The 21,894-nt window shown below is 63.9% G+C and carries 19 protein-coding genes and 1 pseudogene; 17 read left to right on the forward strand and 3 right to left on the reverse strand.

The genetic code is table 11. The annotated features are described in order from the left end of the window. Nucleotides 1-43: 43 nt before the first annotated feature. Nucleotides 44-1,579, reverse strand: a complete 1,536-nt coding sequence (locus ACVWZT_RS11440) for an HDOD domain-containing protein (protein WP_457469394.1) — start codon at nucleotides 1,577-1,579, stop codon at nucleotides 44-46. 130 nt (nucleotides 1,580-1,709) lie between these two features. On the opposite strand from ACVWZT_RS11440, the gene motA reads away from it, so the two are divergent. Then, nucleotides 1,710-2,561: a flagellar motor stator protein MotA gene (gene motA / locus ACVWZT_RS11445; protein WP_296233862.1), complete on the forward strand. Its 852-nt coding sequence runs from the start codon at nucleotides 1,710-1,712 to the stop codon at nucleotides 2,559-2,561. Between the two features lie 3 nt (nucleotides 2,562-2,564). Beyond that, on the forward strand, nucleotides 2,565-3,578 hold the full coding sequence (motB, locus tag ACVWZT_RS11450; protein WP_457469396.1) for a flagellar motor protein MotB: 1,014 nt from the start codon (nucleotides 2,565-2,567) through the stop codon (nucleotides 3,576-3,578). 159 nt (nucleotides 3,579-3,737) lie between these two features. On the opposite strand, the gene rsgA is transcribed toward motB, so the two are convergent. Further along, nucleotides 3,738-4,769 (reverse strand): small ribosomal subunit biogenesis GTPase RsgA, encoded by a 1,032-nt coding sequence (gene rsgA / locus ACVWZT_RS11455; protein ID WP_296233866.1) that lies wholly within the window; start codon nucleotides 4,767-4,769, stop codon nucleotides 3,738-3,740. A 146-nt stretch (nucleotides 4,770-4,915) separates the two neighbouring features. Here rsgA and orn point away from each other — a divergent pair, with 146 nt between their 5' ends. Together orn and ACVWZT_RS11465 are read left to right on the forward strand one after the other, a co-directional pair. Then, a complete protein-coding gene (orn, locus tag ACVWZT_RS11460; RefSeq protein WP_296233868.1) occupies nucleotides 4,916-5,458 on the forward strand; it encodes an oligoribonuclease in 543 nt (180 codons plus the stop codon). 100 nt (nucleotides 5,459-5,558) lie between these two features. Beyond that, nucleotides 5,559-6,170, forward strand: coding sequence for a trimeric intracellular cation channel family protein (locus ACVWZT_RS11465; protein ID WP_170033022.1), 612 nt, complete (start codon nucleotides 5,559-5,561; stop codon nucleotides 6,168-6,170). A 135-nt stretch (nucleotides 6,171-6,305) separates the two neighbouring features. On the opposite strand, the gene queG is transcribed toward ACVWZT_RS11465, so the two are convergent. Beyond that, nucleotides 6,306-7,370, reverse strand: coding sequence for a tRNA epoxyqueuosine(34) reductase QueG (gene queG, locus ACVWZT_RS11470; protein WP_457472061.1), 1,065 nt, complete (start codon nucleotides 7,368-7,370; stop codon nucleotides 6,306-6,308). A 65-nt stretch (nucleotides 7,371-7,435) separates the two neighbouring features. Here queG and ACVWZT_RS11475 point away from each other — a divergent pair, with 65 nt between their 5' ends. From ACVWZT_RS11475 to ACVWZT_RS11535, 13 genes and pseudogenes are all read left to right on the forward strand, one after another. Continuing rightward, the gene (locus tag ACVWZT_RS11475) at nucleotides 7,436-8,296 is read left to right on the forward strand and encodes an NAD(P)H-hydrate dehydratase (protein ID WP_457469397.1); all 861 of its coding nucleotides are present in this window, start codon (nucleotides 7,436-7,438) and stop codon (nucleotides 8,294-8,296) included. Between the two features lie 2 nt (nucleotides 8,297-8,298). Continuing rightward, entirely contained in the window at nucleotides 8,299-8,757 is a 459-nt protein-coding gene (gene tsaE / locus ACVWZT_RS11480) for a tRNA (adenosine(37)-N6)-threonylcarbamoyltransferase complex ATPase subunit type 1 TsaE (protein ID WP_414707207.1), read from the forward strand. Between the two features lie 11 nt (nucleotides 8,758-8,768). Next, nucleotides 8,769-10,199 carry an N-acetylmuramoyl-L-alanine amidase gene (locus ACVWZT_RS11485; RefSeq protein ID WP_457469399.1) on the forward strand — a complete coding sequence of 477 codons (1,431 nt, stop codon included), beginning with the start codon at nucleotides 8,769-8,771 and terminating at the stop codon, nucleotides 10,197-10,199. Then, entirely contained in the window at nucleotides 10,196-12,094 is a 1,899-nt protein-coding gene (mutL, locus tag ACVWZT_RS11490) for a DNA mismatch repair endonuclease MutL (protein ID WP_457469401.1), read from the forward strand. The genes ACVWZT_RS11485 and mutL overlap by 4 nt, the downstream gene beginning before the upstream one ends. Nucleotide 12,095: 1 nt before the next feature. Further along, nucleotides 12,096-13,067 carry a tRNA (adenosine(37)-N6)-dimethylallyltransferase MiaA gene (gene miaA / locus ACVWZT_RS11495; RefSeq protein ID WP_457469402.1) on the forward strand — a complete coding sequence of 324 codons (972 nt, stop codon included), beginning with the start codon at nucleotides 12,096-12,098 and terminating at the stop codon, nucleotides 13,065-13,067. A 94-nt stretch (nucleotides 13,068-13,161) separates the two neighbouring features. Next, a complete protein-coding gene (gene hfq, locus ACVWZT_RS11500; RefSeq protein WP_003258160.1) occupies nucleotides 13,162-13,422 on the forward strand; it encodes an RNA chaperone Hfq in 261 nt (86 codons plus the stop codon). Nucleotides 13,423-13,434: 12 nt separating this feature from the next. Continuing rightward, a complete protein-coding gene (gene hflX, locus ACVWZT_RS11505) occupies nucleotides 13,435-14,736 on the forward strand; it encodes a ribosome rescue GTPase HflX (RefSeq protein WP_457469404.1) in 1,302 nt (433 codons plus the stop codon). Nucleotides 14,737-14,832: 96 nt separating this feature from the next. Further along, the gene (gene hflK, locus ACVWZT_RS11510; RefSeq protein ID WP_457469405.1) at nucleotides 14,833-16,011 is read left to right on the forward strand and encodes an FtsH protease activity modulator HflK; all 1,179 of its coding nucleotides are present in this window, start codon (nucleotides 14,833-14,835) and stop codon (nucleotides 16,009-16,011) included. Further along, the gene (gene hflC / locus ACVWZT_RS11515) at nucleotides 16,011-16,880 is read left to right on the forward strand and encodes a protease modulator HflC (RefSeq protein ID WP_296233903.1); all 870 of its coding nucleotides are present in this window, start codon (nucleotides 16,011-16,013) and stop codon (nucleotides 16,878-16,880) included. The genes hflK and hflC overlap by 1 nt, the downstream gene beginning before the upstream one ends. A 301-nt stretch (nucleotides 16,881-17,181) precedes the next feature. Then, nucleotides 17,182-18,369, forward strand: coding sequence for an ATP phosphoribosyltransferase regulatory subunit (locus ACVWZT_RS11520; RefSeq protein ID WP_296233904.1), 1,188 nt, complete (start codon nucleotides 17,182-17,184; stop codon nucleotides 18,367-18,369). 56 nt (nucleotides 18,370-18,425) lie between these two features. Then, entirely contained in the window at nucleotides 18,426-19,718 is a 1,293-nt protein-coding gene (locus tag ACVWZT_RS11525; protein WP_063911922.1) for an adenylosuccinate synthase, read from the forward strand. A gap of 1,050 nt (nucleotides 19,719-20,768) precedes the next feature. Then, nucleotides 20,769-20,981 (forward strand): annotated as a pseudogene (locus ACVWZT_RS11530) (methyl-accepting chemotaxis protein); the annotation flags it as partial. A gap of 201 nt (nucleotides 20,982-21,182) precedes the next feature. Then, nucleotides 21,183-21,887 carry a methyl-accepting chemotaxis protein gene (locus tag ACVWZT_RS11535; RefSeq protein WP_414707208.1) on the forward strand — a complete coding sequence of 235 codons (705 nt, stop codon included), beginning with the start codon at nucleotides 21,183-21,185 and terminating at the stop codon, nucleotides 21,885-21,887. Nucleotides 21,888-21,894 lie beyond the last annotated feature (7 nt).

The following is a 21,894-nucleotide window of genomic DNA, read 5'->3' on the forward strand; positions in this document are numbered from 1 at the left end:
CACGGTCTCCAGTTGCAAAGAGGGGGAGATTGTAGCGCAAGGCTCAGGCCTTGCGGTTGGCAAACACCGACAGCGCCCGCTCGGTGCATTGTGCGGTCTTGGCGAAAGCCTGCACGCTGACATCTGCCAGCGGTCGGCTGCCTTGGTCAGCCACCATCAGCATCAACACCTGGTCGTTCACCGCCAGCGAGCGCAGCAGCACGTGCTCGCTGCTGAACAAGGCCTGCAGTGGGGCCGGCAGCAGCGCCGAGAACTGGCTGTGGTTCTGCGGGGTAATGCGTAACTGGCCGGCCTGGGCCAGCAGCTTCTGCAGCAATTTGTTCTGCGATACCTGCAGGGTAAGCGCCCCGACCTCCTTGGGCAGGCCGGCGAACTGCTGCACACGCAGTTGATCGCTGGCCTTGTCCAGGCTCAGCAGCAGGACGCGCTGCATGCCGCAGGCCAACAGGGCTTCAAGGACCTGGGTGGCCAGGTGCACGCCGTTGGTGAACGGGCTGGGTTGGGCCAGCAGGTGTTGGCACAGCTTGCGCCAGCGCGTCAGGTCGTCGTTGCCGGGCGGTGGCGAGGTCAGCATGTCCGGATGCGGGCGGCGCTGGTGCCAAGGCCAGATCAGCGCTTCGGCCGGATGGAACAGGGCGTGCTGGGCATGGCGGCGGGCACTGGCTGCTGCCTGTTGGTGCACCTGCTGCTGCACGTCTTCCAGCGAGGTCTGCAGGTACAGCGCGGTCAACAGTTGCCAGCGCAGCAGGTGCGGGTTGTCCCAGCCCACCTGCGCCGCCAGGGCCAGGTTGTTGGCCAAAAGCACGGTATTGGCCGGCTGGTTGAACCAGCGACGCAGGCCGGGCTCGGCGTCCAGGCGATGTTGCTGGCTGAGCAGGTCCGGATCGCGGGCGATGTTGAGCACCTGGGCCAGTTGTTCGCGTTCTTCCAGCAGCAGGCGATAACCCTGGGTCACCCACTGTGGCAGGCGCCAGTACTCTGCCATGGTCTGGCACAGCGTCATGATGCGCACGCCAAACAGCTGTTCCTCGACATGGGCGGCGTCTTCGCCCTTGTGGATAACCCGCAGTTCCCAGGTGTCGAGCAGCTTGGGGTAGGCCAGCGCCAGCGGCCACAGTGGTGCCAGGAACAGCAGGCTGCCCCAGTGAATTTCCTGCCATAGCCGTGCCAGGCGGCTGGCGAACAGGCCGCTGGCCTGCTGCGAGGCGTGCTGGCTGATCAGCTGGAATTGGCACAGTACCGGCGGGATCTCTTCCGCAGGCAGCGCAGGCAGACGCTTGAGCAGTTGTTCGCTGCGCTCCAGGCCCAGGCGGTTGATGGCGACTTCCAGGCTCTCGGCCGGCTCGGCCAGGCTGGCATTGGTGGGGTGATTGGCTTCGCGCATCACCGACAGCACCAGCGCCGGGCTATCCTGCATCAGTTCGGCGATATCGCGCAGCGAGCGGCGGCTATCGTGGATCGCGGTCATGACCCGGTCGTAGCTGTGCTTCGGCACCGGGATGCGAACACCCTCGAGCAGCTTTACCCAGGCCTCTAGCGTACGTGGGGCCTGAGCGGGCACCTTGGTTTCAATTGTCATTTTGACATCAGTCCGAACTGGCTTTTCGCAATGAGTGGCTATAGTCTGGCGCAGTTCTGCCGATAAGTAGAAGAAGAGTTTTCAGGCTCCCGTCTCTTCCCCTGACCACGACAGCAAGTGCTTTGAACCTATGGCTAAAATTATCGGCATCATCGTCGTATTCGCGAGCGTGCTCGGCGGATACGTACTCTCTCACGGCAAGATCGCGGCGCTGATCCAGCCGTTCGAAGTACTGATCATTGGCGGTGCGGCCTTTGGTGCGTTCCTGCAGGCCAACCCTGGCTACATGACCATGCACGTCATCAAGAAGTCGATGAAGATGTTCGGCTCGCGCTTCAGTCATGCCTTCTACCTGGAAGTACTGGGCCTGGTGTACGAAATCCTCAACAAGAGCCGTCGTGAGGGCATGATGGCCATCGAGGCCGACATCGAGGATGCCGCAGCCAGCCCGATTTTCGCCAAGTACCCGACAGTGCTGGCCGACGAGCGCATGACCGCATTCATCTGCGACTACCTGCGCATCATGTCCACCGGCAACATGGCGCCGCACGAGCTCGAAGGTCTGTTCGACATGGAGCTGTTGAGCATGAAGGAAGAGCTGGAGCACCCGTCCCATGCGGTGAACGGCATCGCCGACGGCATGCCAGGTTTCGGTATCGTTGCGGCGGTACTGGGTATCGTGGTGACCATGGCTTCGCTCGGCGATGGTGACCAGGCCTCCATCGGCCTCCATGTGGGGGCGGCGCTGGTAGGTACCTTCTTCGGTATTCTGGCGGCCTATGGCTTCTTTGGTCCGCTGGCCAAGTGCCTGGAGCACGATGCCAAGGAAGAGCTGAACCTCTACGAATCGATCAAGGCTTCGCTGGTGGCCTCGGCCTCGGGCATGCCGCCTTCGCTGGCGGTGGAATTCGGGCGCAAGGTGCTGTACCCCAAGCACCGCCCGAGCTTTGCCGAACTGGAACAAGCGGTTCGCGGTCGCTGAGTCATGGAGAACAATCAGCCCATCATCGTCAAGCGCGTCAAGCGCTATGGCGGCGGCCATCACGGCGGCGCGTGGAAAATTGCCTTCGCCGACTTCGCCACGGCGATGATGGCGTTCTTCCTGGTGCTGTGGTTGTTGTCCACGGCCACGCCGGAGCAGAAGATCGCCATTGCCGGCTACTTCAAGGACCCGATCGGCTTCTCGGAAAGCGGTACGCCGTACATCATCGACCTCGGTGGCTCACCGCAGCTGGCCCCGGAAAAGACCATCAACCCCGAGGCCAAGTCGGAGCCGACGCCTGATACCAGCATCCAGCTGGACAAGGATCAGGTGGAAACGATGGCCGAGCAGGTCGAGCGCGAGCGTCTGGAGCTGTTGCTGCAAGAGCTGCAGAACAAGGTTGAGGAAAACCCGCAACTGCAGAAGTTCAAGGACCAGATCCTGTTCGAGATCACCCAGGACGGCCTGCGCATCCAGATCATGGATGCGGAGAACCGGCCCATGTTCGACATCGGCAGTGCGCGCCTGCAGCCTTACTTCGAAGACATCCTGCTGGCCATGGCTGACACCATCAAGGCGGTGCCGAACAAGATCAGCATCAGTGGCCACACCGATGCCAAGCCGTATGCGGGCAGCGGTGAGTTCGGCAACTGGGAGCTGTCGGCCAACCGCGCCAACGCCGCGCGTCGTGCGCTGGTGGCCGGTGGCTATCCGGATGGCCAGGTGGCGCGCGTGGTGGGGTATGCCTCGTCGTCGCTGTTCGACCGCAACAACCCGTTCAACCCGGTCAACCGCCGCATCGACATCATCGTGCTGACCAAGAAGGCCCAGCGCAACATCGAGGGTGAGCAGGGCGCGCCAGAAGCACCGGCTGCCGAGCCTACACGCCCGGCCGCTGCGGCACCGGCTGTGCCAGGGGGGACCGAGCAGGCCCCCATGCAGCCGCGTGAACTGCGCCAGAAGCTGAACATCTTCGAAGAGGGGACGTTGAAGATGGATGAGACCAAGGAGCAGTAAACCCTACAGGATCGCGCTGTAGCTGAAGCAAGCGCGGAACCTGTGGGAGCGGGCTTGCCCGCGAACACGGGCGAAGCCCGTGCCAAGCACCGCGGTGCCTGCTCCCACAGGATTGGCGTGGCCCTTGAGCCTTGTGTAGTACCTGCGGGAGCGGGCAGGTCAGTAGGCGTCTTCCGGCAGGCTGGCGATGATCGAGCGGTAGCTGCTCATGCGCTGCGGCTTGATGCGCCCCTCATCCAGCGCCTTGAGCAGCGCACAGCCCGGTTCGCGATCATGCTTGCAATCGCGGAAGCGGCAGGTGCCGAACAGGTCGCGGAACTCGATGAAGCCATCCTCCACATCGCTGCGGCTGACGTGGCCAAGGCCGAATTCGCGGATGCCCGGCGAGTCGATCAGGTCACCGCCATTAGGGAAGTGGTACAGCCGCGCAGTGGTGGTGGTGTGGGTGCCCTGGCCAGACCATTCCGACAGGTCGCCGACGCGGGTGCCGGCATCCGGCAGCAGGCTGTTGACCAGCGACGACTTGCCCACCCCCGACTGGCCGACGAACACGCTGATGTGGCCATCGAGCATCTGCTGCAGGCGTTGCATGCCGTCACCGTGGTGTGCCGATACTTCCAGCAGCGGGTAGCCCAGCTCGCGGTACACCTCAAGCAGTGCATGCAGGCCCGGGCCGTTCTGGTCATCGATCAGGTCGGCCTTGTTCAGCAGCAGCAGTGGGCGAATGCCGGCGTGTTCCGCCGCGACCAGGTAACGGTCGATCAGGTTGGGGTGCGGTTCGGGGGCCGGGGCGAAGACGATCACGATCAGGTCGACGTTGGCCGCCACCGGCTTCAGCTGGCCATGGTTGTTCGGCCGGCACAGCTCGGTGCTGCGCGGCATCTGCGCGACGATCACGCCGATGCCCTGGTTGCCCGCGCGCCAGACCACGCGGTCGCCGGTGACCAGGGCCGGCAGGTTGGCGCGCAAGTGGCAGCGGAACACCTGGCCCGCGGCTTCGCCGTCCTGGGCTTCCACTTCTACCTGCACACCGAAGTGTGCGATCACCAGGCCCAGTTGCTCCGGCCCCAAGTCGCCACCCTCCAGCTCCTGCAGCACATGCTGCTCACGTTTGGCCGCACGCGCGGCGCGCTCGTTCTGGATTTTTTCGATGCGCCAGTTTTGGCGGCGGTTGAGCTGGCGTTTGGCCATGGAGGTTCCGTGGGTGGTGGGGCAGGTTGAAAACGGCAGGCAGTTTAGCATGCCAGGCGCCGGACCATTTCGCTTACCTGCATGGTGTGAATGGGCGTGCCCTGGCCACTGCGCTACTATGAACGCCTATAGGAGGAGCCCCCTGCATGCAAAACCCACAGAACCTGATCTGGATCGACCTGGAAATGACCGGCCTGGATCCGGACAGCGACGTCATTATCGAAATGGCCACCATCGTCACCGACAGCGAGCTGAACACCTTGGCCGAAGGGCCGGTGATTGCCATCCACCACAGTGACGAGGTGTTGGCGCGCATGGACGAGTGGAACACCCGCACCCATGGCGCTTCGGGCCTGACCCAGCGCGTGCGCGAGAGCAAGGTCGGCATGGCCGAAGCCGAGGCGCAGACCATTGCTTTCCTCGAGCAGTGGGTGCCGAAAGGCAAGTCGCCGATCTGCGGCAACAGCATCTGCCAGGACCGCCGTTTCCTCTACCGCCACATGCGCGACCTGGAAAACTACTTCCACTATCGCAACCTGGATGTCTCCACCTTGAAGGAGCTGGCAGCACGCTGGGCACCTGATGTGCGTGACAGCTTCAGGAAGGGTAACACTCACCTGGCGCTGGACGACATCCGCGAATCGATCGCCGAGCTGCGCCACTACCGCGAACACTTCATCAAGGTGTGAATCGAAAAGGCGCAGATATTGTATCTGTGCCCCCTTTTGGTGCCATGTGCAACTGGTTAGACTGCGCGCCTTTCTTGCCCGCCCGCACGGACCCCGCACCATGCTGTTGATGCTCTACCTCATCGCCATCACCGCCGAAGCCATGACCGGCGCGTTGTCTGCCGGCCGCCGCGGCATGGACTGGTTCGGCGTGGTGCTGATCGCCTGCGTCACCGCCCTGGGGGGCGGCTCGGTGCGCGACGTGCTGCTCGGACATTACCCGCTGACTTGGGTAAAGCACCCGGAATACCTGGTGCTGACCAGCTGTGCAGCGCTGCTGACCATTTTCATCGCGCCGATGATGCGCCGCCTGCGCTCGCTGTTCCTGGTGCTCGATGCCCTGGGGCTGGTGGCCTTTACCCTGATTGGCTGCATGACTGCGCTGGAAATGGGGCAGGGCATGCTGGTGGCTTCGCTCAGTGGGGTGATTACCGGAGTGTTTGGCGGGATCCTGCGGGACATCTTCTGCAATGACATTCCCTTGGTGTTCCGTCGCGAGTTGTATGCCAGCGTGTCGTTTGCAGCGGCCTGGTTCTACCTGGGCTGCGTCTACTTCAAGGTGCCGGCGGAGCAGGCGATGCTGCTCACGTTGTTTGGCGGCTTCCTGTTGCGCCTGTTGGCGATCCGTTTCCACTGGGAAATGCCCAAGTTCCACTACAACGACCAGCAGTGAGGCTGAAGCGGTCCGTGTAGGAACGGATCACTTCGCGAAACAGGGGAGGCGGTGGATGGCACCGGCTGTGTCGGTGATCGCGGCTGAAGCCGCTCCTGCAGGTTGGCGCAGTTCAAGGTGGATGCAAACCTCTAACTATCGAATGCCGTGCTGCGCCAACGCCCACTCCACGTGTTCGCGCACCAGTGCCGAGGCATCCTCGCGCCGCGCCTTCAATGCCTCGATCACCGGAATCGTCGATGGCGCGTTGCCAAGCCCCACTGCGAGGTTGCGCAACCAGCGCTCATACCCGGCCCGGCGCAACGGCCCGCCCTCGGTCTTGCGCAGGAACGTCCTTTCATCCCACAGGAACATTTCGGCCAGTTCGGCATTTTCCAGGCCGTGGCGTGGCTGGAAGTCCTGCTCCTGGCTGGGCCTGGCAAAGCGGTTCCACGGGCAGACGATCTGGCAATCATCGCAACCGAACACCCGGTTACCCATCTTGGCGCGCAACTCGACGGGAATCGGCCCCCTCAGCTCGATGGTCAGGTACGAGATGCAACGTCGCGCATCCAGCACATAGGGCCCGACGAATGCCTGGGTCGGGCAAATGTCCAGGCACGCCTGGCAGCGCCCGCAATGCTCGCTGCTGGTAGCTTCGTCCACCGGCAGCGGCAGGTCGACGAACAGTTCGGCGAGGAAGAAGTAGCTGCCCGCCTTGCGGTTGAGCAACAGCGTGTTCTTGCCGATCCAACCCAGCCCGGCCTGCTCGGCCAGGGCCTTTTCCAGCACGGGGGCGCTGTCGACGAAGGCGCGGTAGCCGAACGGGCCGATGGCCTCCTGAATACGGTCAGCGAGGAACTGCACGCGCTTGCGCACCAGTTTGTGGTAGTCCCGCCCCAGTGCATAGCGCGACACATAGGCCTTTTCCGGCTGCGCCAGGCGCTGCGCCATCTGCGTGTCGCCGGGCAGGTAATCCATGCGCAGCGATACCACGCGCACCGTGCCGGGGATCAGTTGCTCCGGGTGCGCCCGCTTGCTGCCGTGGGCACCCAGGTACTCCATCTCGCCCTGGTAGCCGGCATCGAGCCAGCGTTGCAGGTGGTGTTCGTGTTCGCCAAGGTCGACCCCGGCGATGCCAACGTGGGCAAAACCGAGATCTTGGCCCCAAATCTTGATGGATTGGGCCAGTTGGGCGAGGTCAGGCGTACAAGCGGACATGGATGGACAAGGCATTACGGGCTCAGGTGCGTATAATTCTGCCAGACATTGGAGCCTTTGACCGCATGCCGCAGACCAAACACCCCAGCCATGCCCCGCAACTGCTCAGCAGCGTGAGTGTCGCCCGCCTGCCGGGGCGACAGGCGCAGGCTCACAAAGGCGACTTCGGCCATGTGCTGGTGGTCGGTGGCGACCTCGGCACCGGTGGCGCCGTGTTGCTCAGCGCCGAAGCCGCGCTGCGCTGTGGAGCCGGGCTGGTCAGCGTGGCGACCCGCCCTGAACATGTTGCTGCCGGCCTCACCCGCATGCCGGAGACGATGTGCCTGGGAGTCGAATCGGCCAATCAGTTGATGACGGTGCTGGAGCGTGCTTCGGTGCTGGTGGTCGGCCCCGGCCTGGGTCAGGCCGCCTGGGGCCGTAGCCTGCTGTCGGCGGTGGCCAATGCCGAGCGTCCGCAGGTGTGGGATGCCGATGCCCTGAACCTGCTGGCGCGCACCCCGCTGGCCCTGCCCAGTGGCAGCGTTCTCACCCCGCACCCGGGCGAGGCGGCGCGGCTGCTGGGGATTTCCACCGAGGCGGTGCAGGCCGACCGTCATGGCGCCGCGCGCAAGCTGGCGCGCCGTTACAACAGTGTTTGCGTGCTCAAGGGAGCTGGCACGCTGGTCGCCGACCCGGCCGGCCAGCTGCTGCTGTGTGAGCGTGGGCACCCGGCGATGGCCGGTGCCGGGCTGGGCGATGTGCTGACGGGCGTGCTGGCGGCGCTGTTGGCCCAAGGCCTGGATGCCTGGCAGGCCGCGGGGCTGGGGGTATGGCTGCACGCCTGTGCGGGCGAGCGCCTGGGAAGCAAAGGTAGAGGCCTGGCCGCCAGCGATCTGGCACCGGTCATTCGTGAGTTGTTGGAGGAGCATTCTGCGTGTCTGGCTTAAACCTGTTTCTGGCCGATGAAGCGGCCACGGTCGCCTTCGGCGCACAACTGGCCGAGGTGACCGGCGGTCACGGCGTGATCTTTCTGGAAGGTGACCTGGGAGCCGGCAAAACCACGCTGTCGCGTGGCCTGATCCGTGGCCTGGGCCATACTGGTGCAGTGAAAAGCCCGACCTTCACCGTGGTCGAACCCTACGAGATCGGTGAGATCCGGGCGTTCCACTTCGACCTGTACCGCCTGGTCGATCCGGAAGAGCTGGAGTTCATGGGGATTCGTGACTATTTCGAGGGCGACCCGCTGTGCCTGTTCGAGTGGCCACAAAAGGGTGCGGGCGTTTTGCCAAAGCCTGACCTGACCATTACCATAAGCCCCCAAGCGGGCGGACGCTCGCTGAAACTTTCGCCGCAGGGGGCTCGCGGCGAGGCCTGGTGCGTGGCACTGGCTGAACATCATAAACAGTAAGTGGGGTAGGTATGCGCATACGCGCACTGGTCGCCATCGTTGGGCTGCTGCTGACAACGGTGACCGTTGACGCTCTGGCCGTCACTCAAGTCAAGAGCATGCGCCTGTGGCGCGCGCCAGACAACACGCGGCTGGTCTTCGACCTGTCTGGCCCCGTGCAGCATAGCGTCTTCACCCTGAGCGCACCGGATCGCCTGGTTATCGACATCAATGGCGCGACCCTGGCCGCGCCGTTGAACGTGGCCACCTCCAACACACCGATCAGCAGCGTGCGTTCGGCCCAGCGCACCCCGACCGACCTGCGTGTGGTGGTCGACCTGAAAAAGTCGGTCACCCCGAAGAGCTTCACCCTGGCGCCCAATGCCCAGTACGGCAACCGCCTGGTGGTCGACCTGTACGACCAGGAAGCCGACGCCATTGCCGCCAGTGCGCCAAGCGCGCCACCGGCCCCGGTACAGGCGCCGGCAACCACGCCGGCCGTGCCTGTCACTCCGGCCCAACCCGCGATCAAGCTGCCACCGGTACCCAACGGCAAGCGCGACATCGTGGTGGCCATCGACGCCGGTCACGGTGGCGAAGACCCTGGCGCCTCCGGCTCGCGTGGCCAGCATGAGAAGGACATCGTGCTGCAGATCGCCAAGGAGCTGCAGCGCCAGATCAACACTGAAAAAGGCTTCCGTGCCGAGTTGACCCGCACCGGCGACTATTTCATCCCGCTGCGCAAGCGTACGGAAATTGCCCGCAAGAAGGGCGCCGACCTGTTCATCTCGATCCATGCCGATGCTGCGCCGTCGCGTGCCGCCTTTGGCGCCTCGGTATTCGCCCTGTCCGACCGCGGCGCCACCTCCGAGACCGCGCGCTGGCTGGCCGATACGGAAAACCGATCCGACCTGATCGGTGGCGCCGGTAACGTCAGCCTCGACGACAAGGACCGCATGCTCGCCGGGGTACTGCTCGACCTGTCCATGACCGCCACGCTCAGCTCCAGCCTCAACGTCGGGCAGAAGGTGCTGGGCAACATGGGGCGTATCACCTCGCTGCACAAGCAGCGCGTGGAGCAGGCTGGCTTCATGGTGCTGAAGTCGCCGGATATTCCGTCGATCCTCGTTGAAACCGGGTTCATCTCGAACAACAACGAAGCCGCCAAGCTCGCCACTGCGAGCCACCAGCAGGCCCTCGCCCGTTCGATCCATACCGGTGTGCGCCAGTACTTCCAGCAGAACCCGCCGCCTGGCACCTACATCGCCTGGCTGCGTGACACCGGCAAGATCGCCGCAGGCCCGCGGGAGCACACGGTGCGCCCTGGCGAGACCCTGGCGATGATCGCGGTCCGCTACCAGGTCAGCGTGACCAGCCTGCGCAGTAGCAACAGCCTCAAGACCGATGAGCTGAAGGTTGGCCAGCGCCTCGATATTCCTGCCACCACATTGGCCTCGCAATGAGTGGCGGTTCGCGCATCCAGCTGCTCAGCCCGCGGCTGGCCAACCAGATTGCCGCCGGCGAAGTTGTCGAGCGGCCGGCCTCGGTCGCCAAGGAACTGCTGGAAAACAGCCTCGACTCTGGTGCCCGCCGCATCGACGTGGAAGTGGAGCAGGGTGGCGTCAAGCTGCTGCGGGTGCGTGACGATGGCAGTGGCATTTCCGCCGACGACCTGCCGCTGGCCCTGGCCCGCCACGCCACCAGCAAGATCCGCGAGCTGGAAGACCTCGAAGGGGTGTTGAGCCTGGGCTTCCGCGGCGAGGCCCTGGCCTCGATCAGCTCGGTGGCGCGCCTGACCCTCACTTCACGTACTGCCAGCGCGACCGAGGCCTGGCAGGTGGAAACCGAAGGCCGTGACATGACCCCGCGGGTCCAGCCGGCGGCACATCCGGTAGGCACGTCGGTGGAAGTGCGCGACCTGTTCTTCAACACCCCGGCCCGGCGCAAGTTCCTCAAGGCCGAAAAAACCGAATTCGACCACCTGCAGGAAGTCATCCGGCGCCTGGCACTGGCGCGCTTCGATGTCGGCTTCCACCTGCGCCACAACGGCAAGAGCGTCCTCAGCTTGCATGAGGCTCACGACGAAACCGCACGTGCGCGGCGGGTCGGCGCCATCTGCGGCCCAGGCTTCATGGAGCAGGCGCTGCCGATCGATGTGGAGCGCAACGGCCTGCGCCTGTGGGGCTGGGTCGGCCTGCCGACTTTCTCGCGCAGCCAGGCCGACCTGCAGTATTTCTTCGTCAATGGCCGTGCAGTGCGCGACAAGCTGGTCGCCCACGCCGTGCGTCAGGCCTACCGCGACGTGCTGTTCAATGGTCGACACCCGACCTTCGTGCTGTTCCTGGAGCTGGAGCCCAACGGCGTCGACGTCAACGTGCACCCGACCAAGCATGAAGTGCGTTTCCGCGAGGGGCGCGCGGTGCACGACTTCCTCTATGGCACCCTGCATCGCGCCTTGGCCGACGTGCGCCCGGAAGACCAGCTGGCTGCGCCTGCCGCCGTGCCTGAAATCATCCGCCCCACCGGGCCGCAGGCCGGCGAGTTCGGCCCACAGGGCGAAATGCGCCTGGCCTCGCCTGTGCTCGAACAGCCACGTGCCCCGCAGCACTCTTATGCGGGTGGCGGCAGTGGTGCGGGTTACCAGTACCAGTACACCCCGCGCCCTGCGCAACCGCTGCCGGCCGCCGAGGCGCAGGCGGTGTATCGCGAGTTCTACAAGCCGCTGGATGAAGGCGTGGTCCCGGTGGCGACGCTGCCCGAAAGCCAGGGCGACATTCCCCCGCTGGGCTACGCCCTGGCGCAGCTCAAGGGCATCTACATTCTCGCCGAGAACGCCATCGGCCTGGTGCTGGTCGACATGCACGCAGCCCACGAACGCATCATGTACGAGCGCCTGAAGGTGGCCATGGCCAGTGAAGGCCTCAGTGGCCAGCCGCTGCTGGTGCCCGAAACACTGGCCCTGAGCCAGCGCGAAGCCGATTGCGCCGAAGAGCACGCGCAGTGGTTCCAGCGTCTGGGCTTCGAACTGCAGCGCCTGGGTCCGGAAACCCTGGCGATTCGCCAGATCCCGGCCTTGCTCAAGCAGGCCGAGGCCAACCGTCTGGTGCAGGATGTGCTCGCCGACCTGATGGAATACGGCACCAGCGACCGTATCCAGGCGCACCTGAACGAGCTGCTCGGCACCATGGCTTGCCACGGCGCCGTGCGCGCCAACCGGCGCCTGGCGATCCCCGAGATGAACGCACTGCTGCGCGACATGGAAAATACCGAGCGCAGCGGCCAGTGCAACCACGGCCGGCCCACCTGGACCCAGATGGGCCTGGACGACCTGGACAAACTCTTCCTGCGCGGTCGATGACATGAGCGGCAAGCCCCCTGCAATATTCCTGATGGGCCCAACGGCAGCCGGCAAGACCGACCTGGCCATCGAACTGACCAAGGTTCTGCCCTGCGAGTTGATCAGTGTCGACTCGGCACTGGTCTACCGCGGCATGGACATCGGTTCGGCCAAGCCTTCGAAGGAAATCCTCGCCGCCCACCCGCACCGGCTGATCGACATTCGCGATCCGGCCGAGAGCTATTCGGCAGCGCAGTTCCGTGCCGATGCCCTGGAGGCGATGGCCGAAATCACCGGGCGCGGCAAGATCCCCTTGTTGGTGGGCGGCACCATGCTCTATTACAAGGCGTTAATCGATGGGCTGGCCGACATGCCGGCCGCCGACGCTGCGATACGTGCCGAGCTGGAGGCCCAGGCCGAGGCTGTGGGCCTGGCCGAGCTGCACCGCCAACTGGCCGAGGTCGATCCGGAATCGGCGGCGCGCATCCACCCCAACGACCCGCAACGGTTGATCCGGGCGCTGGAGGTATATCGGGTGAGTGGCGAGAGCATGACAGTCCATCGTCGGCGTCAATTCGCGGAAAGTCGCGACGCAGACGCAGGCGCTGGCGGACATTTGCCCTATACTGTCGCGAGTTTGGCGATTGCTCCTACAGATCGTCACATTTTGCATCAGCGAATTGCGTTACGATTTTCGCAAATGTTGGAACAGGGCTTTGTCGATGAGGTCCGATCGCTGCGAGCCAGAAGTGACTTGCACGCGGGGCTGCCGTCTATACGGGCAGTGGGGTATCGGCAAGTCTGGGACTACCTCGATGGCAAGCTGGCTGAGAATGAGATGCGTGAACGCGGTATCATTGCCACCCGGCAGCTGGCCAAGCGGCAGTTTACCTGGTTGCGTGGCTGGCCTGACGTGCACTGGCTTGACAGCCTGGCCTGCGACAATCTGTCCCGCACCTTGAAATACCTCGGGGCCATCTCCATATTGAGCTGAGTCCCTGCTGATTGCCGTCTATTCTTGCGAAGGGGCGGCCTAATTTATCGATTTTCTTGATTTTCTATTATTGATCCTTACAGGAGTGCGGCATATGTCAAAAGGGCATTCGCTACAAGACCCTTACTTGAACACCTTGAGAAAAGAAAAGGTCCCGGTATCCATTTACCTGGTCAACGGCATCAAGCTGCAGGGCTCGATCGAATCTTTCGACCAGTTCGTAGTACTGCTGAAGAACACCGTCAGCCAGATGGTCTACAAGCACGCCATCTCGACCGTGGTTCCTGCGCGTCCGGTTCGCCTGCCAAGCCCGTCCGATTCCGAACACGGCGACAGCGAGCCAGGCAACGCCTGATAGGAGCCTGCATTGTTCTTTGAGCGCCACGGTGGTGGTGAGCGGGCGTTGCTCGTTCACTTGGAAGGTCAGAACCCTGAGGCGCGCGAAGACCCGCAGGAGTTTCAGGAACTGGCATTGTCGGCCGGTGCCGACATCGTCTCGCTGGTCACGGTGTCGAGGCATCAGCCTTCCGCCAAATACCTGATTGGCAGCGGCAAGGTCGAAGAGTTGCACGACCTGGTCCATGCCGAACAGGTAGACCTGGTGATTTTCAATCACACCCTCACGCCCAGTCAGGAGCGCAACCTCGAGCGCGTGTTCGAGTGCCGTGTGCTCGACCGTACCGGGCTGATCCTCGATATCTTCGCCCAGCGGGCGCGTACCCATGAAGGCAAGCTGCAGGTCGAACTGGCCCAGCTCGAGCACATGAGCACGCGGCTGGTCCGCGGTTGGACCCACCTTGAACGGCAGAAGGGTGGTATCGGCCTGCGCGGCCCGGGTGAAACCCAGCTGGAAACCGACCGCCGTCTGTTGCGGGTACGCATCCGCCAGATCAAGTCGCGCCTGGAGAAGGTGCGCAGCCAGCGCGAGCAGGCACGTCGCGGGCGCAAGCGCGCGGATATCCCGTCGGTGTCGCTGGTGGGTTATACCAACGCCGGCAAATCCACGCTGTTCAATGCTCTGACTGCATCCGAGGTGTATGCCGCGGACCAGCTGTTCGCCACCCTCGACCCCACCCTGCGTCGGCTCGAGCTGAACGACCTGGGGCCGATCGTGCTGGCAGACACCGTGGGTTTTATTCGCCACCTTCCGCACAAGCTGGTCGAGGCATTTCGGGCTACGCTCGAAGAGTCGAGCAATTCCGACCTGTTGCTGCATGTGATCGACGCCCATGAGCCAGAGCGCATGGAGCAGATCGAGCAGGTACTGGCAGTATTGGGCGAGATTGGTGCCGAAGGGTTGCCGATCCTCGAGGTGTATAACAAACTCGACTTGCTCGAAGATGTCGAGCCGCAGATCCAGCGCAATGCCGATGGCAAGCCAGAGCGGGTCTGGGTATCGGCACGCGATGGGCGTGGCCTGGAGCTGGTCGGCCAGGCGATTGCCGAGTTGCTGGGGGATGATCTGTTTGTCGGTACCCTGTGTCTGGAGCAGCGTTTTGCCCGCTTGCGCGCGCAATTCTTTGCCCTGGGTGCCGTGCAGGGTGAAGCGCATGATGAAGAAGGGCGCAGCCTGCTGAGCGTGCGACTGCCCAAGGTGGAACTGAATCGCCTGGTCAGCCGTGAAGGCATGGAGCCGCAAGTGTTTGTCGAGCAACACACTTTGCAATAAATGCTCGTCGAGGTCGCCGGGCAGCAGTGACAGGCATTCTGTAGCATTGGACGGCGCGCCGTGGGCGCGTCTTTGCTTTATCAGATGGAGAGCGCTATGGCTTGGAACGAGCCGGGTGGCAACTCGAACAATCAGGATCCCTGGGGCGGCCGCCGTGGTGGCGGTGGCGGCGGTGACAAGAAAGGTCCGCCGGATCTGGACGAGGCCTTCCGCAAATTGCAGGACAGCCTGAACGGCATGTTCGGCAGTGGCAAGAAACGTGGCGGCGGCGACCGCAATGTCGGCAAGGGCGGTGGCCTGGGCCTGCTGGGTATCGGCCTGGCGGTACTGGCTGCAATCTGGCTGTACAGCGCCGTGTATGTGGTCGACGAGCAGGAGCAGGCCGTGGTGCTGCGCTTCGGCAAGTACTATGAAACGGTCGGTCCCGGCCTGAACATCTACTTCCCGCCGATCGATCGCAAGTACATGGAAAACGTCACGCGCGAGCGTGCCTACACCAAGCAGGGCCAGATGCTGACCGAAGACGAGAATATCGTCGAGGTGCCGCTGACCGTCCAGTACAAGATCAGCAACCTGCAGGACTTCGTGCTTAACGTCGACCAGCCCGAGGTCAGCCTGCAGCACGCGACCGAAAGCGCCCTGCGCCACGTGGTGGGCTCCACCTCGATGGACCAGGTGCTGACCGAAGGCCGCGAGCAGATGGCCGTGGATATCCGCGAACGCCTGCAGCGCTTCCTCGACAACTACCGCACGGGTATCACCGTTACCCAGGTCAACGTGCAGAGCGCGGCAGCCCCGCGTGAAGTGCAGGAGGCCTTCGACGACGTGATCCGTGCGCGCGAAGACGAGCAGCGCGCGCGCAACCAGGCCGAGTCCTACGCCAACGGCGTGGTGCCGGAAGCCCGTGGTCAGGCCCAGCGCATCATCGAGGATGCAAACGGTTACCGTGACGAAGTCATTGCCCGGGCCAAGGGTGAGGCCGACCGCTTCAGCAAGCTGGTTGCCGAGTACCGCAAGGCACCTGACGTGACCCGTCAGCGCCTGTACCTGGAAACCATGCAGGAGGTCTACAGCAATTCGAGCAAGGTCATGGTGGCGACCAAGGATGGGCAGAACAACCTGCTCTACCTGCCGCTGGACAAGATGGTCGAAGGCAGCCGCAACCCGTCCGCGCCAACCACCAGCGTGTCACCATCGGTCAACGATGCGGCCGCCCGTGCGGCGCAGGACCTGCAACAGCAACAGCAGCCGCTGCGCACTAGGGAGAGCCGCTGATGAGCAACCGATCGCTGATCGCCCTGATCGCCGCCGTGGTCCTGGCCATCGTTGCCTGGAACAGCTTCTATATCGTGGCCCAGACCGAGCGCGCGGTAATGCTGCGCTTCGGTAAGGTGGTCCAGGCGGATGTCCAGCCGGGCCTGCACGTGAAGATTCCGTACGTGAACCAGGTACGCAAGTTCGACGCCCGCCTGATGACCCTCGACGCCCCGACCCAGCGGTTCCTGACCCTGGAGAAGAAAGCGGTGATGGTCGACGCCTACGCCAAATGGCGCGTCAAGGATGCCGAGCGCTTCTACACCGCCACTTCCGGCATGAAACAGATCGCCGACGAGCGTCTGTCGCGTCGTCTGGAAAGCGGCTTGCGTGACCAGTTCGGTAAACGCACCCTGCACGAGGTGGTTTCCGGTGAACGTGATGCGCTGATGGCTGACATCACTGCATCGCTGAACCGCATGGCCGCCAAGGAGCTGGGTATCGAGGTGGTCGACGTGCGCGTCAAGGCCATCGACCTGCCGAAGGAAGTCAACCGCAGCGTGTTCGATCGCATGAGCACCGAGCGTGAGCGTGAAGCCCGCGAGCACCGCGCCAAGGGTAACGAGCTGGCTGAGGGTATCCGTGCCGATGCCGACCGTCAGCGCCGCGTACTGCTGGCCGAAGCTTATCGCGAAGCAGAAGAAACCCGCGGTGATGGCGATGCCCAGGCGGCCGCCATCTACGCCAAGGCCTACACTCAGGACGCCGATTTCTATGCGTTCTACCGTAGCCTGCAGGCGTACCGCGAGAGCTTCTCGAGCAAGAGCGACGTGCTGGTCCTGGACCCGAAAAACGAGTTCTTCCGTTTCCTGGACAAGAGCAGGCCGTGATGCTCAGGCCCTGATTTTCAATGTAGCGGCACCCCGCCTGGCAGCTAAAACACCTGGCGGGGTGCATCCTGATTGAAAAGGGGTGTATGATGAGGCAGCCGGGAAATTTCCCGGCTTTTTTGCGTCTGCAAGGTTGATTGGCAAACGCCAGTTGACGGTTTGGTCAGGTCGCATGGCAATTCGAGGGTATCGGGTACGGTGGCTGCGCTGGGATCAGTGCTGCCCGCTGCTGTGCGCGATACCGGCTTTACTGACGGCTCGCCTGCTGGCAAGCCACCCGGACCAGAGGGGAAATGGCGTAATGGCAACGGTAGACCGCTGGCTACTGCCAGATGGCATCGAGGAAGTACTGCCACCTGAGGCTGCGCGCATCGAAATCGCGCGCCGCCAGGTGTTGGACCTGTTCCAGAGTTGGGGCTACGAACTGGTCGTCACCCCGCATATCGAGTACCTGGAGTCGCTGCTCACCGGCGCCGGCCAGGACCTGGATCAGCGCACCTTCAAGGTGGTGGACCCGCAGTCCGGCCGCCTGATGGGCTTCCGCGCCGACTTCACCCCGCAGGTGGCGCGCATCGACGCCCACACCCTGCGCCGTGAAGGCCCGAGCCGCCTGTGCTATGCCGGCAGCGTGCTGCACGCCCAACCGCGCGCCCTGTCCACCTCGCGCAGCCCGATCCAGCTGGGTGCCGAGTTGTACGGCGATGCCAGCCCAACCAGCGATGTCGAGGTCATCAGCCTGATGCTCGCCACGTTGCAATTGACTGATGTGCCGGACGTGCACATGGACCTCGGCCACGTCGGTATCTACCGTGGCCTGGCCCACGCTGCCGGCCTGTCTGGTGCGGTCGAGCAGCAACTTTTCGACGCCCTGCAGCGCAAGGCCGTCGATGAGGTCCAGGCGTTGACCGCCGACCTGCCGAAGGACCTGGGCAACATGCTGCGCGCGCTGGTCGAGCTGTGCGGTGGTCGTGAGGTGCTGGCAGAGGCCCGCGTGCGCCTGGGCCGTGCCCCGGCCAGCGTGCTGGCGGCGCTGGATGACCTGCTGGCGATCGCCGATCGCCTGGCATCGCGCTTCCCCGAACTGCCGTTGTACTTCGACCTCGGCGAACTGCGCGGTTACCACTACCACACCGGCGTGGTATTCGCCGTGTTCGTGCCTGGCGAAGGCCAATCGATCGCCCAGGGCGGGCGCTACGACGACATCGGCGCCGACTTTGGCCGGGCACGCCCGGCCACCGGTTTCTCCACGGATTTGAAGACCCTGGTCACACTGGGGCGAGCGGAGGTCGTATTGCCAGCTGGCGGCATCTGGATGCCGGACAGTGGCGACGCGGCCCTCTGGCAGCAAGTCTGCCAGTTGCGCAACGAGGGCCAGCGTGTGGTTCAGGCCCTGCCTGGCCAGCCGTTGAGTGCTGCTCTCGAGGCGGATTGTGATCGGCAATTGATTCAGCAAGACGGGCGCTGGCAGGTTCTGCCGCTGACCCAGTGAGTTTCTGCGTCGGCAACAGGCCGACAACCAAGTTTGCGTGAATGAGGACCAATGTAATGGGTAAGAATGTCGTCGTCCTGGGCACCCAGTGGGGTGATGAGGGCAAAGGCAAGATCGTCGATCTGCTGACCGAACATGCTGCCGCCGTAGTGCGCTACCAGGGTGGCCACAACGCGGGTCACACCCTGGTGATCAACGGTGAGAAGACCGTTCTGCACCTGATTCCCTCGGGCATCCTGCGTGAAGGCGTACAGTGCCTGATCGGCAACGGCGTGGTCGTTGCACCGGACGCGCTGATGCGTGAAATCACCAAGCTGGAAGAGAAAGGCGTACCGGTGCGCGAGCGCCTTCGCATTTCCCCGGCTGCGCCGCTGATCCTGTCGTACCACGTGGCCCTTGACCAGGCCCGCGAAAAAGCCCGTGGCGAAGCCAAGATCGGCACCACCGGCCGTGGTATCGGCCCAGCCTATGAAGACAAGGTCGCCCGTCGCGGCCTGCGCGTGGGCGACCTGTTCCACCGTGAGCGTTTCGCCGCCAAGCTGGGTGAGCTGCTGGACTACCACAACTTCCAGCTGGTGAACTATTACAAAGAGCCGGCCATCGACTTCCAGCAGACCCTGGACGAGTGCATGGCCTACGCCGAACAGCTCAAGCCGATGATGCTCGACGTCACTGCCGAGCTGCACAACCTGCGTCGCGCCGGCAAGGACATCATGTTCGAAGGCGCCCAGGGTTCGCTGCTGGACATCGACCACGGTACCTACCCGTACGTCACCAGCTCCAACACCACCGCTGGCGGTATCTCCACCGGTTCCGGCGTTGGCCCGATGTACCTCGACTACATCCTCGGTATCACCAAGGCCTACACCACTCGCGTGGGTTCCGGTCCGTTCCCGACCGAACTGTTCGACGAGACTGGCGCTACCCTGGCCAAGCGCGGCCACGAGTTCGGTTCGACCACTGGCCGTGCCCGCCGTTGCGGCTGGTTCGATGCCGTCATCCTGCGTCGCGCCATCGACGTCAACAGTATCTCGGGCATCTGCCTGACCAAGCTGGACGTACTGGACGGCCTCGAAACCATCAACATCTGCGTGGGCTACAAGAACGAGAACGGTGCCGTCATCGACGCGCCTTCCGATGCCGACAGCTACATCGGCCTGGAGCCGGTGTACGAAGAGATGCCGGGCTGGAGCGAGTCGACCCTGGGCGTGAAAACCCTGGAAGAACTGCCAGCCAATGCGCGTGCCTACATCAAGCGCATCGAAGCGCTGATCGGTGCGCCGATCGACATCATCTCCACCGGCCCGGACCGCAACGAGACCATCGTGCTGCGCCATCCGTTCGCCTGATCTGCCTCCCAGGCTGATCTGACGCCGTGGTCCCGATAGGGGCCGCGGCGTTTTCATTTGTGGCAAAGGCCCTGTGTGCGAACTATGCGAGCGGGGCTGCCGGCGAAGAGGCTGCTACAGGCAACCTGCTGAACCTTGGCACTTATCCCCGCTGCCACCGGCACAACCCTTGCTGTAAGAAGTTTCTGTAGATGCCATCAAAGTAGTGGCGCCAGAATACACGAGGGTTTCACCGTGTCTGCCATCCTCTCACTGTTACGAAGCCGCCTTTTGCGGCCTGTGTTTGTTGCCCTTGGTATCGCCCTTTTGGTGCAAGTGCTGGTAGCCGTTGCGCTTACCCGCAGCACGGTCACGTCACTGGAAGCCGAACTGGGCGAACGCCTGGGTAACGACAGCCGCGAACTTGCCAGCGATCTGGAGCAAGCCGGGCAAGATGTCCGCTCGGGGCTCGACAGCCTGTCCAGCAGCACTCGCCAGCGCCTGAGCGCAGGGTTGTCGGCACGCCTGCAAAGCGAACAGCAGCAACTGCGCGGTACCCTGGAAAAGAACCTCAAGGACTCCGCCAACGACATGGCCCAGCTGTTGGCGTCGGTGGCCCCGCGTGCGATCTGGGACAACGATGTACCGGTGCTCTCGGACTTTGCCCGGCGCGCCCAGCGCAATCCCAACGTGTTGTTCGTGGTATATGACGATGCCCAAGGCCAGCACCTGACCCGCTACCTGAACCGGCAAAACCCGATCAACCAGGCGTTGATGGACAAAGGCCAGGGCGAGCGCGCGCTGGACAAGGTGATCGATGCCGCCCGACGCGACCCGGCGGTGTACTTCGTCGAAGCCTCGATCAGCCCCAATGGCGCGGAAATCGGCAAGGTGATCATGGGCGTTTCCACGGCCGGCATCGATCAGGAGCTCAGGGCCCTCGACCAGCGCTTCACCGCCCTGATCGCCAGTGGCGAGCAACTGGTCGGCGATAGCCTGGGCGGTGCTGCTGCGGAGAGTGGCAAGACCCTGCGCGAGCGTCTGCAGAAAGCGCAGGGCAGTGCTGCTGCCATGCAGGCCAACACCGCCCAGACCGTGCGCGATGCCGCTGCCGAGCTGCGCTGGCGTATCGGCCTGGGCCTGGTACTGGTCGGGCTGGGCGTTCTGCTGGTGGTGGCCGTGGTGCTTGGTCGCCGGGTGCTGAGCAAGTTGCGCCTGCTGATTGCCGCCCTCGACGACCTGGCGGCCGGCGAAGGCGACCTGACCAAGCGCGTGCCGCTCGACAGTCACGACGAGATCGGCGACATGGCCTCAGCGGTGAACCGCTTCGTCGACAAACTGCAGCCCATCGTCCGCGAGGCGGGCGAGGTGGCGCAGCGCACCGGCGTGGAAATTGGCGCGATGGCCCAGCGCAATGCCGGCGCCGACGCCGCGGCCGCGCTGCAGCGCGATGAAGTGGCGGCCAGCCTGCGCGACCTGTCAAGCATGGCTGATGAGGCCCAGGCCGAAAGCCAGGCGATGCAGGCGGCCCTGCAGCAGGTTGTGGATATTCGTCAGGCTACCGATGAAAACAGCCGCACTTCGACCCAGCTGGCCGGTTTGATCGAGAATCTGGCCGGGCAGGTGGAAACCGGCTCACAGGTAATCGAGCGCTTGGCCAAGCAGAGTGAACAGATTGAAGTGGTGCTGACGGTCATCCACGGTATTGCCGAACAGACCAACCTGTTGGCCCTCAACGCAGCCATCGAGGCGGCCCGGGCGGGTGAGACCGGGCGCGGGTTCGCTGTTGTGGCTGACGAAGTGCGGGCGCTGGCGAGCAAGACGCAAAGCTCCACCGGTGACATCCAGGCGCATATCGCCGCTTTGCAGAAAGGTGCCAAGGAGGCAGTGGCAACAATCAGCCAGGCCGGGCTCAAGGCCAGTGAGGGGCTGCTGGTGCTGCGTGACAACGAACGTCGCCAGCAGTCGGTGCAGGCGGCGGTCGAGCAGGTGCATGCGGCCATCGGCCTGGCGACCCGGGCAGCCGAACAGCAGGCCCATGGTGCGCAGGCGGTACGGGGACGAGTGGAGAACATCCATGCACAGGCCGAGCGTTCGGCCGAAGTAGTGATGCAGACCACGGCCAGCAGCAAGGTGCTGGATGACCTGGCGGCACAACTGCGGGCAAGCCTGGGCCAGTTCAGAGCCTGACGCGGCC

This window comes from Pseudomonas sp. TE21394 (assembly GCF_054057835.1).

Coding starts and splice junctions, on each gene's coding strand:
- ACVWZT_RS11440 (WP_457469394.1), bottom strand. CDS start 1,579: ATGACAATTGAAACCAAGGTGCCCGCTCAGGCCCCACGTACGCTAGAG.
- hflK (WP_457469405.1), top strand. CDS start 14,833: ATGGCTTGGAACGAGCCGGGTGGCAACTCGAACAATCAGGATCCCTGG.
- mutL (WP_457469401.1), top strand. CDS start 10,196: ATGAGTGGCGGTTCGCGCATCCAGCTGCTCAGCCCGCGGCTGGCCAAC.
- ACVWZT_RS11485 (WP_457469399.1), top strand. CDS start 8,769: ATGCGCATACGCGCACTGGTCGCCATCGTTGGGCTGCTGCTGACAACG.
- ACVWZT_RS11525 (WP_063911922.1), top strand. CDS start 18,426: ATGGGTAAGAATGTCGTCGTCCTGGGCACCCAGTGGGGTGATGAGGGC.
- miaA (WP_457469402.1), top strand. CDS start 12,096: ATGAGCGGCAAGCCCCCTGCAATATTCCTGATGGGCCCAACGGCAGCC.
- ACVWZT_RS11535 (WP_414707208.1), top strand. CDS start 21,183: ATGGCTGATGAGGCCCAGGCCGAAAGCCAGGCGATGCAGGCGGCCCTG.
- queG (WP_457472061.1), bottom strand. CDS start 7,370: ATGTCCGCTTGTACGCCTGACCTCGCCCAACTGGCCCAATCCATCAAG.
- rsgA (WP_296233866.1), bottom strand. CDS start 4,769: ATGGCCAAACGCCAGCTCAACCGCCGCCAAAACTGGCGCATCGAAAAA.
- ACVWZT_RS11465 (WP_170033022.1), top strand. CDS start 5,559: ATGCTGTTGATGCTCTACCTCATCGCCATCACCGCCGAAGCCATGACC.
- hfq (WP_003258160.1), top strand. CDS start 13,162: ATGTCAAAAGGGCATTCGCTACAAGACCCTTACTTGAACACCTTGAGA.
- ACVWZT_RS11475 (WP_457469397.1), top strand. CDS start 7,436: ATGCCGCAGACCAAACACCCCAGCCATGCCCCGCAACTGCTCAGCAGC.
- motB (WP_457469396.1), top strand. CDS start 2,565: ATGGAGAACAATCAGCCCATCATCGTCAAGCGCGTCAAGCGCTATGGC.
- ACVWZT_RS11520 (WP_296233904.1), top strand. CDS start 17,182: ATGGCAACGGTAGACCGCTGGCTACTGCCAGATGGCATCGAGGAAGTA.
- orn (WP_296233868.1), top strand. CDS start 4,916: ATGCAAAACCCACAGAACCTGATCTGGATCGACCTGGAAATGACCGGC.
- hflC (WP_296233903.1), top strand. CDS start 16,011: ATGAGCAACCGATCGCTGATCGCCCTGATCGCCGCCGTGGTCCTGGCC.
- motA (WP_296233862.1), top strand. CDS start 1,710: ATGGCTAAAATTATCGGCATCATCGTCGTATTCGCGAGCGTGCTCGGC.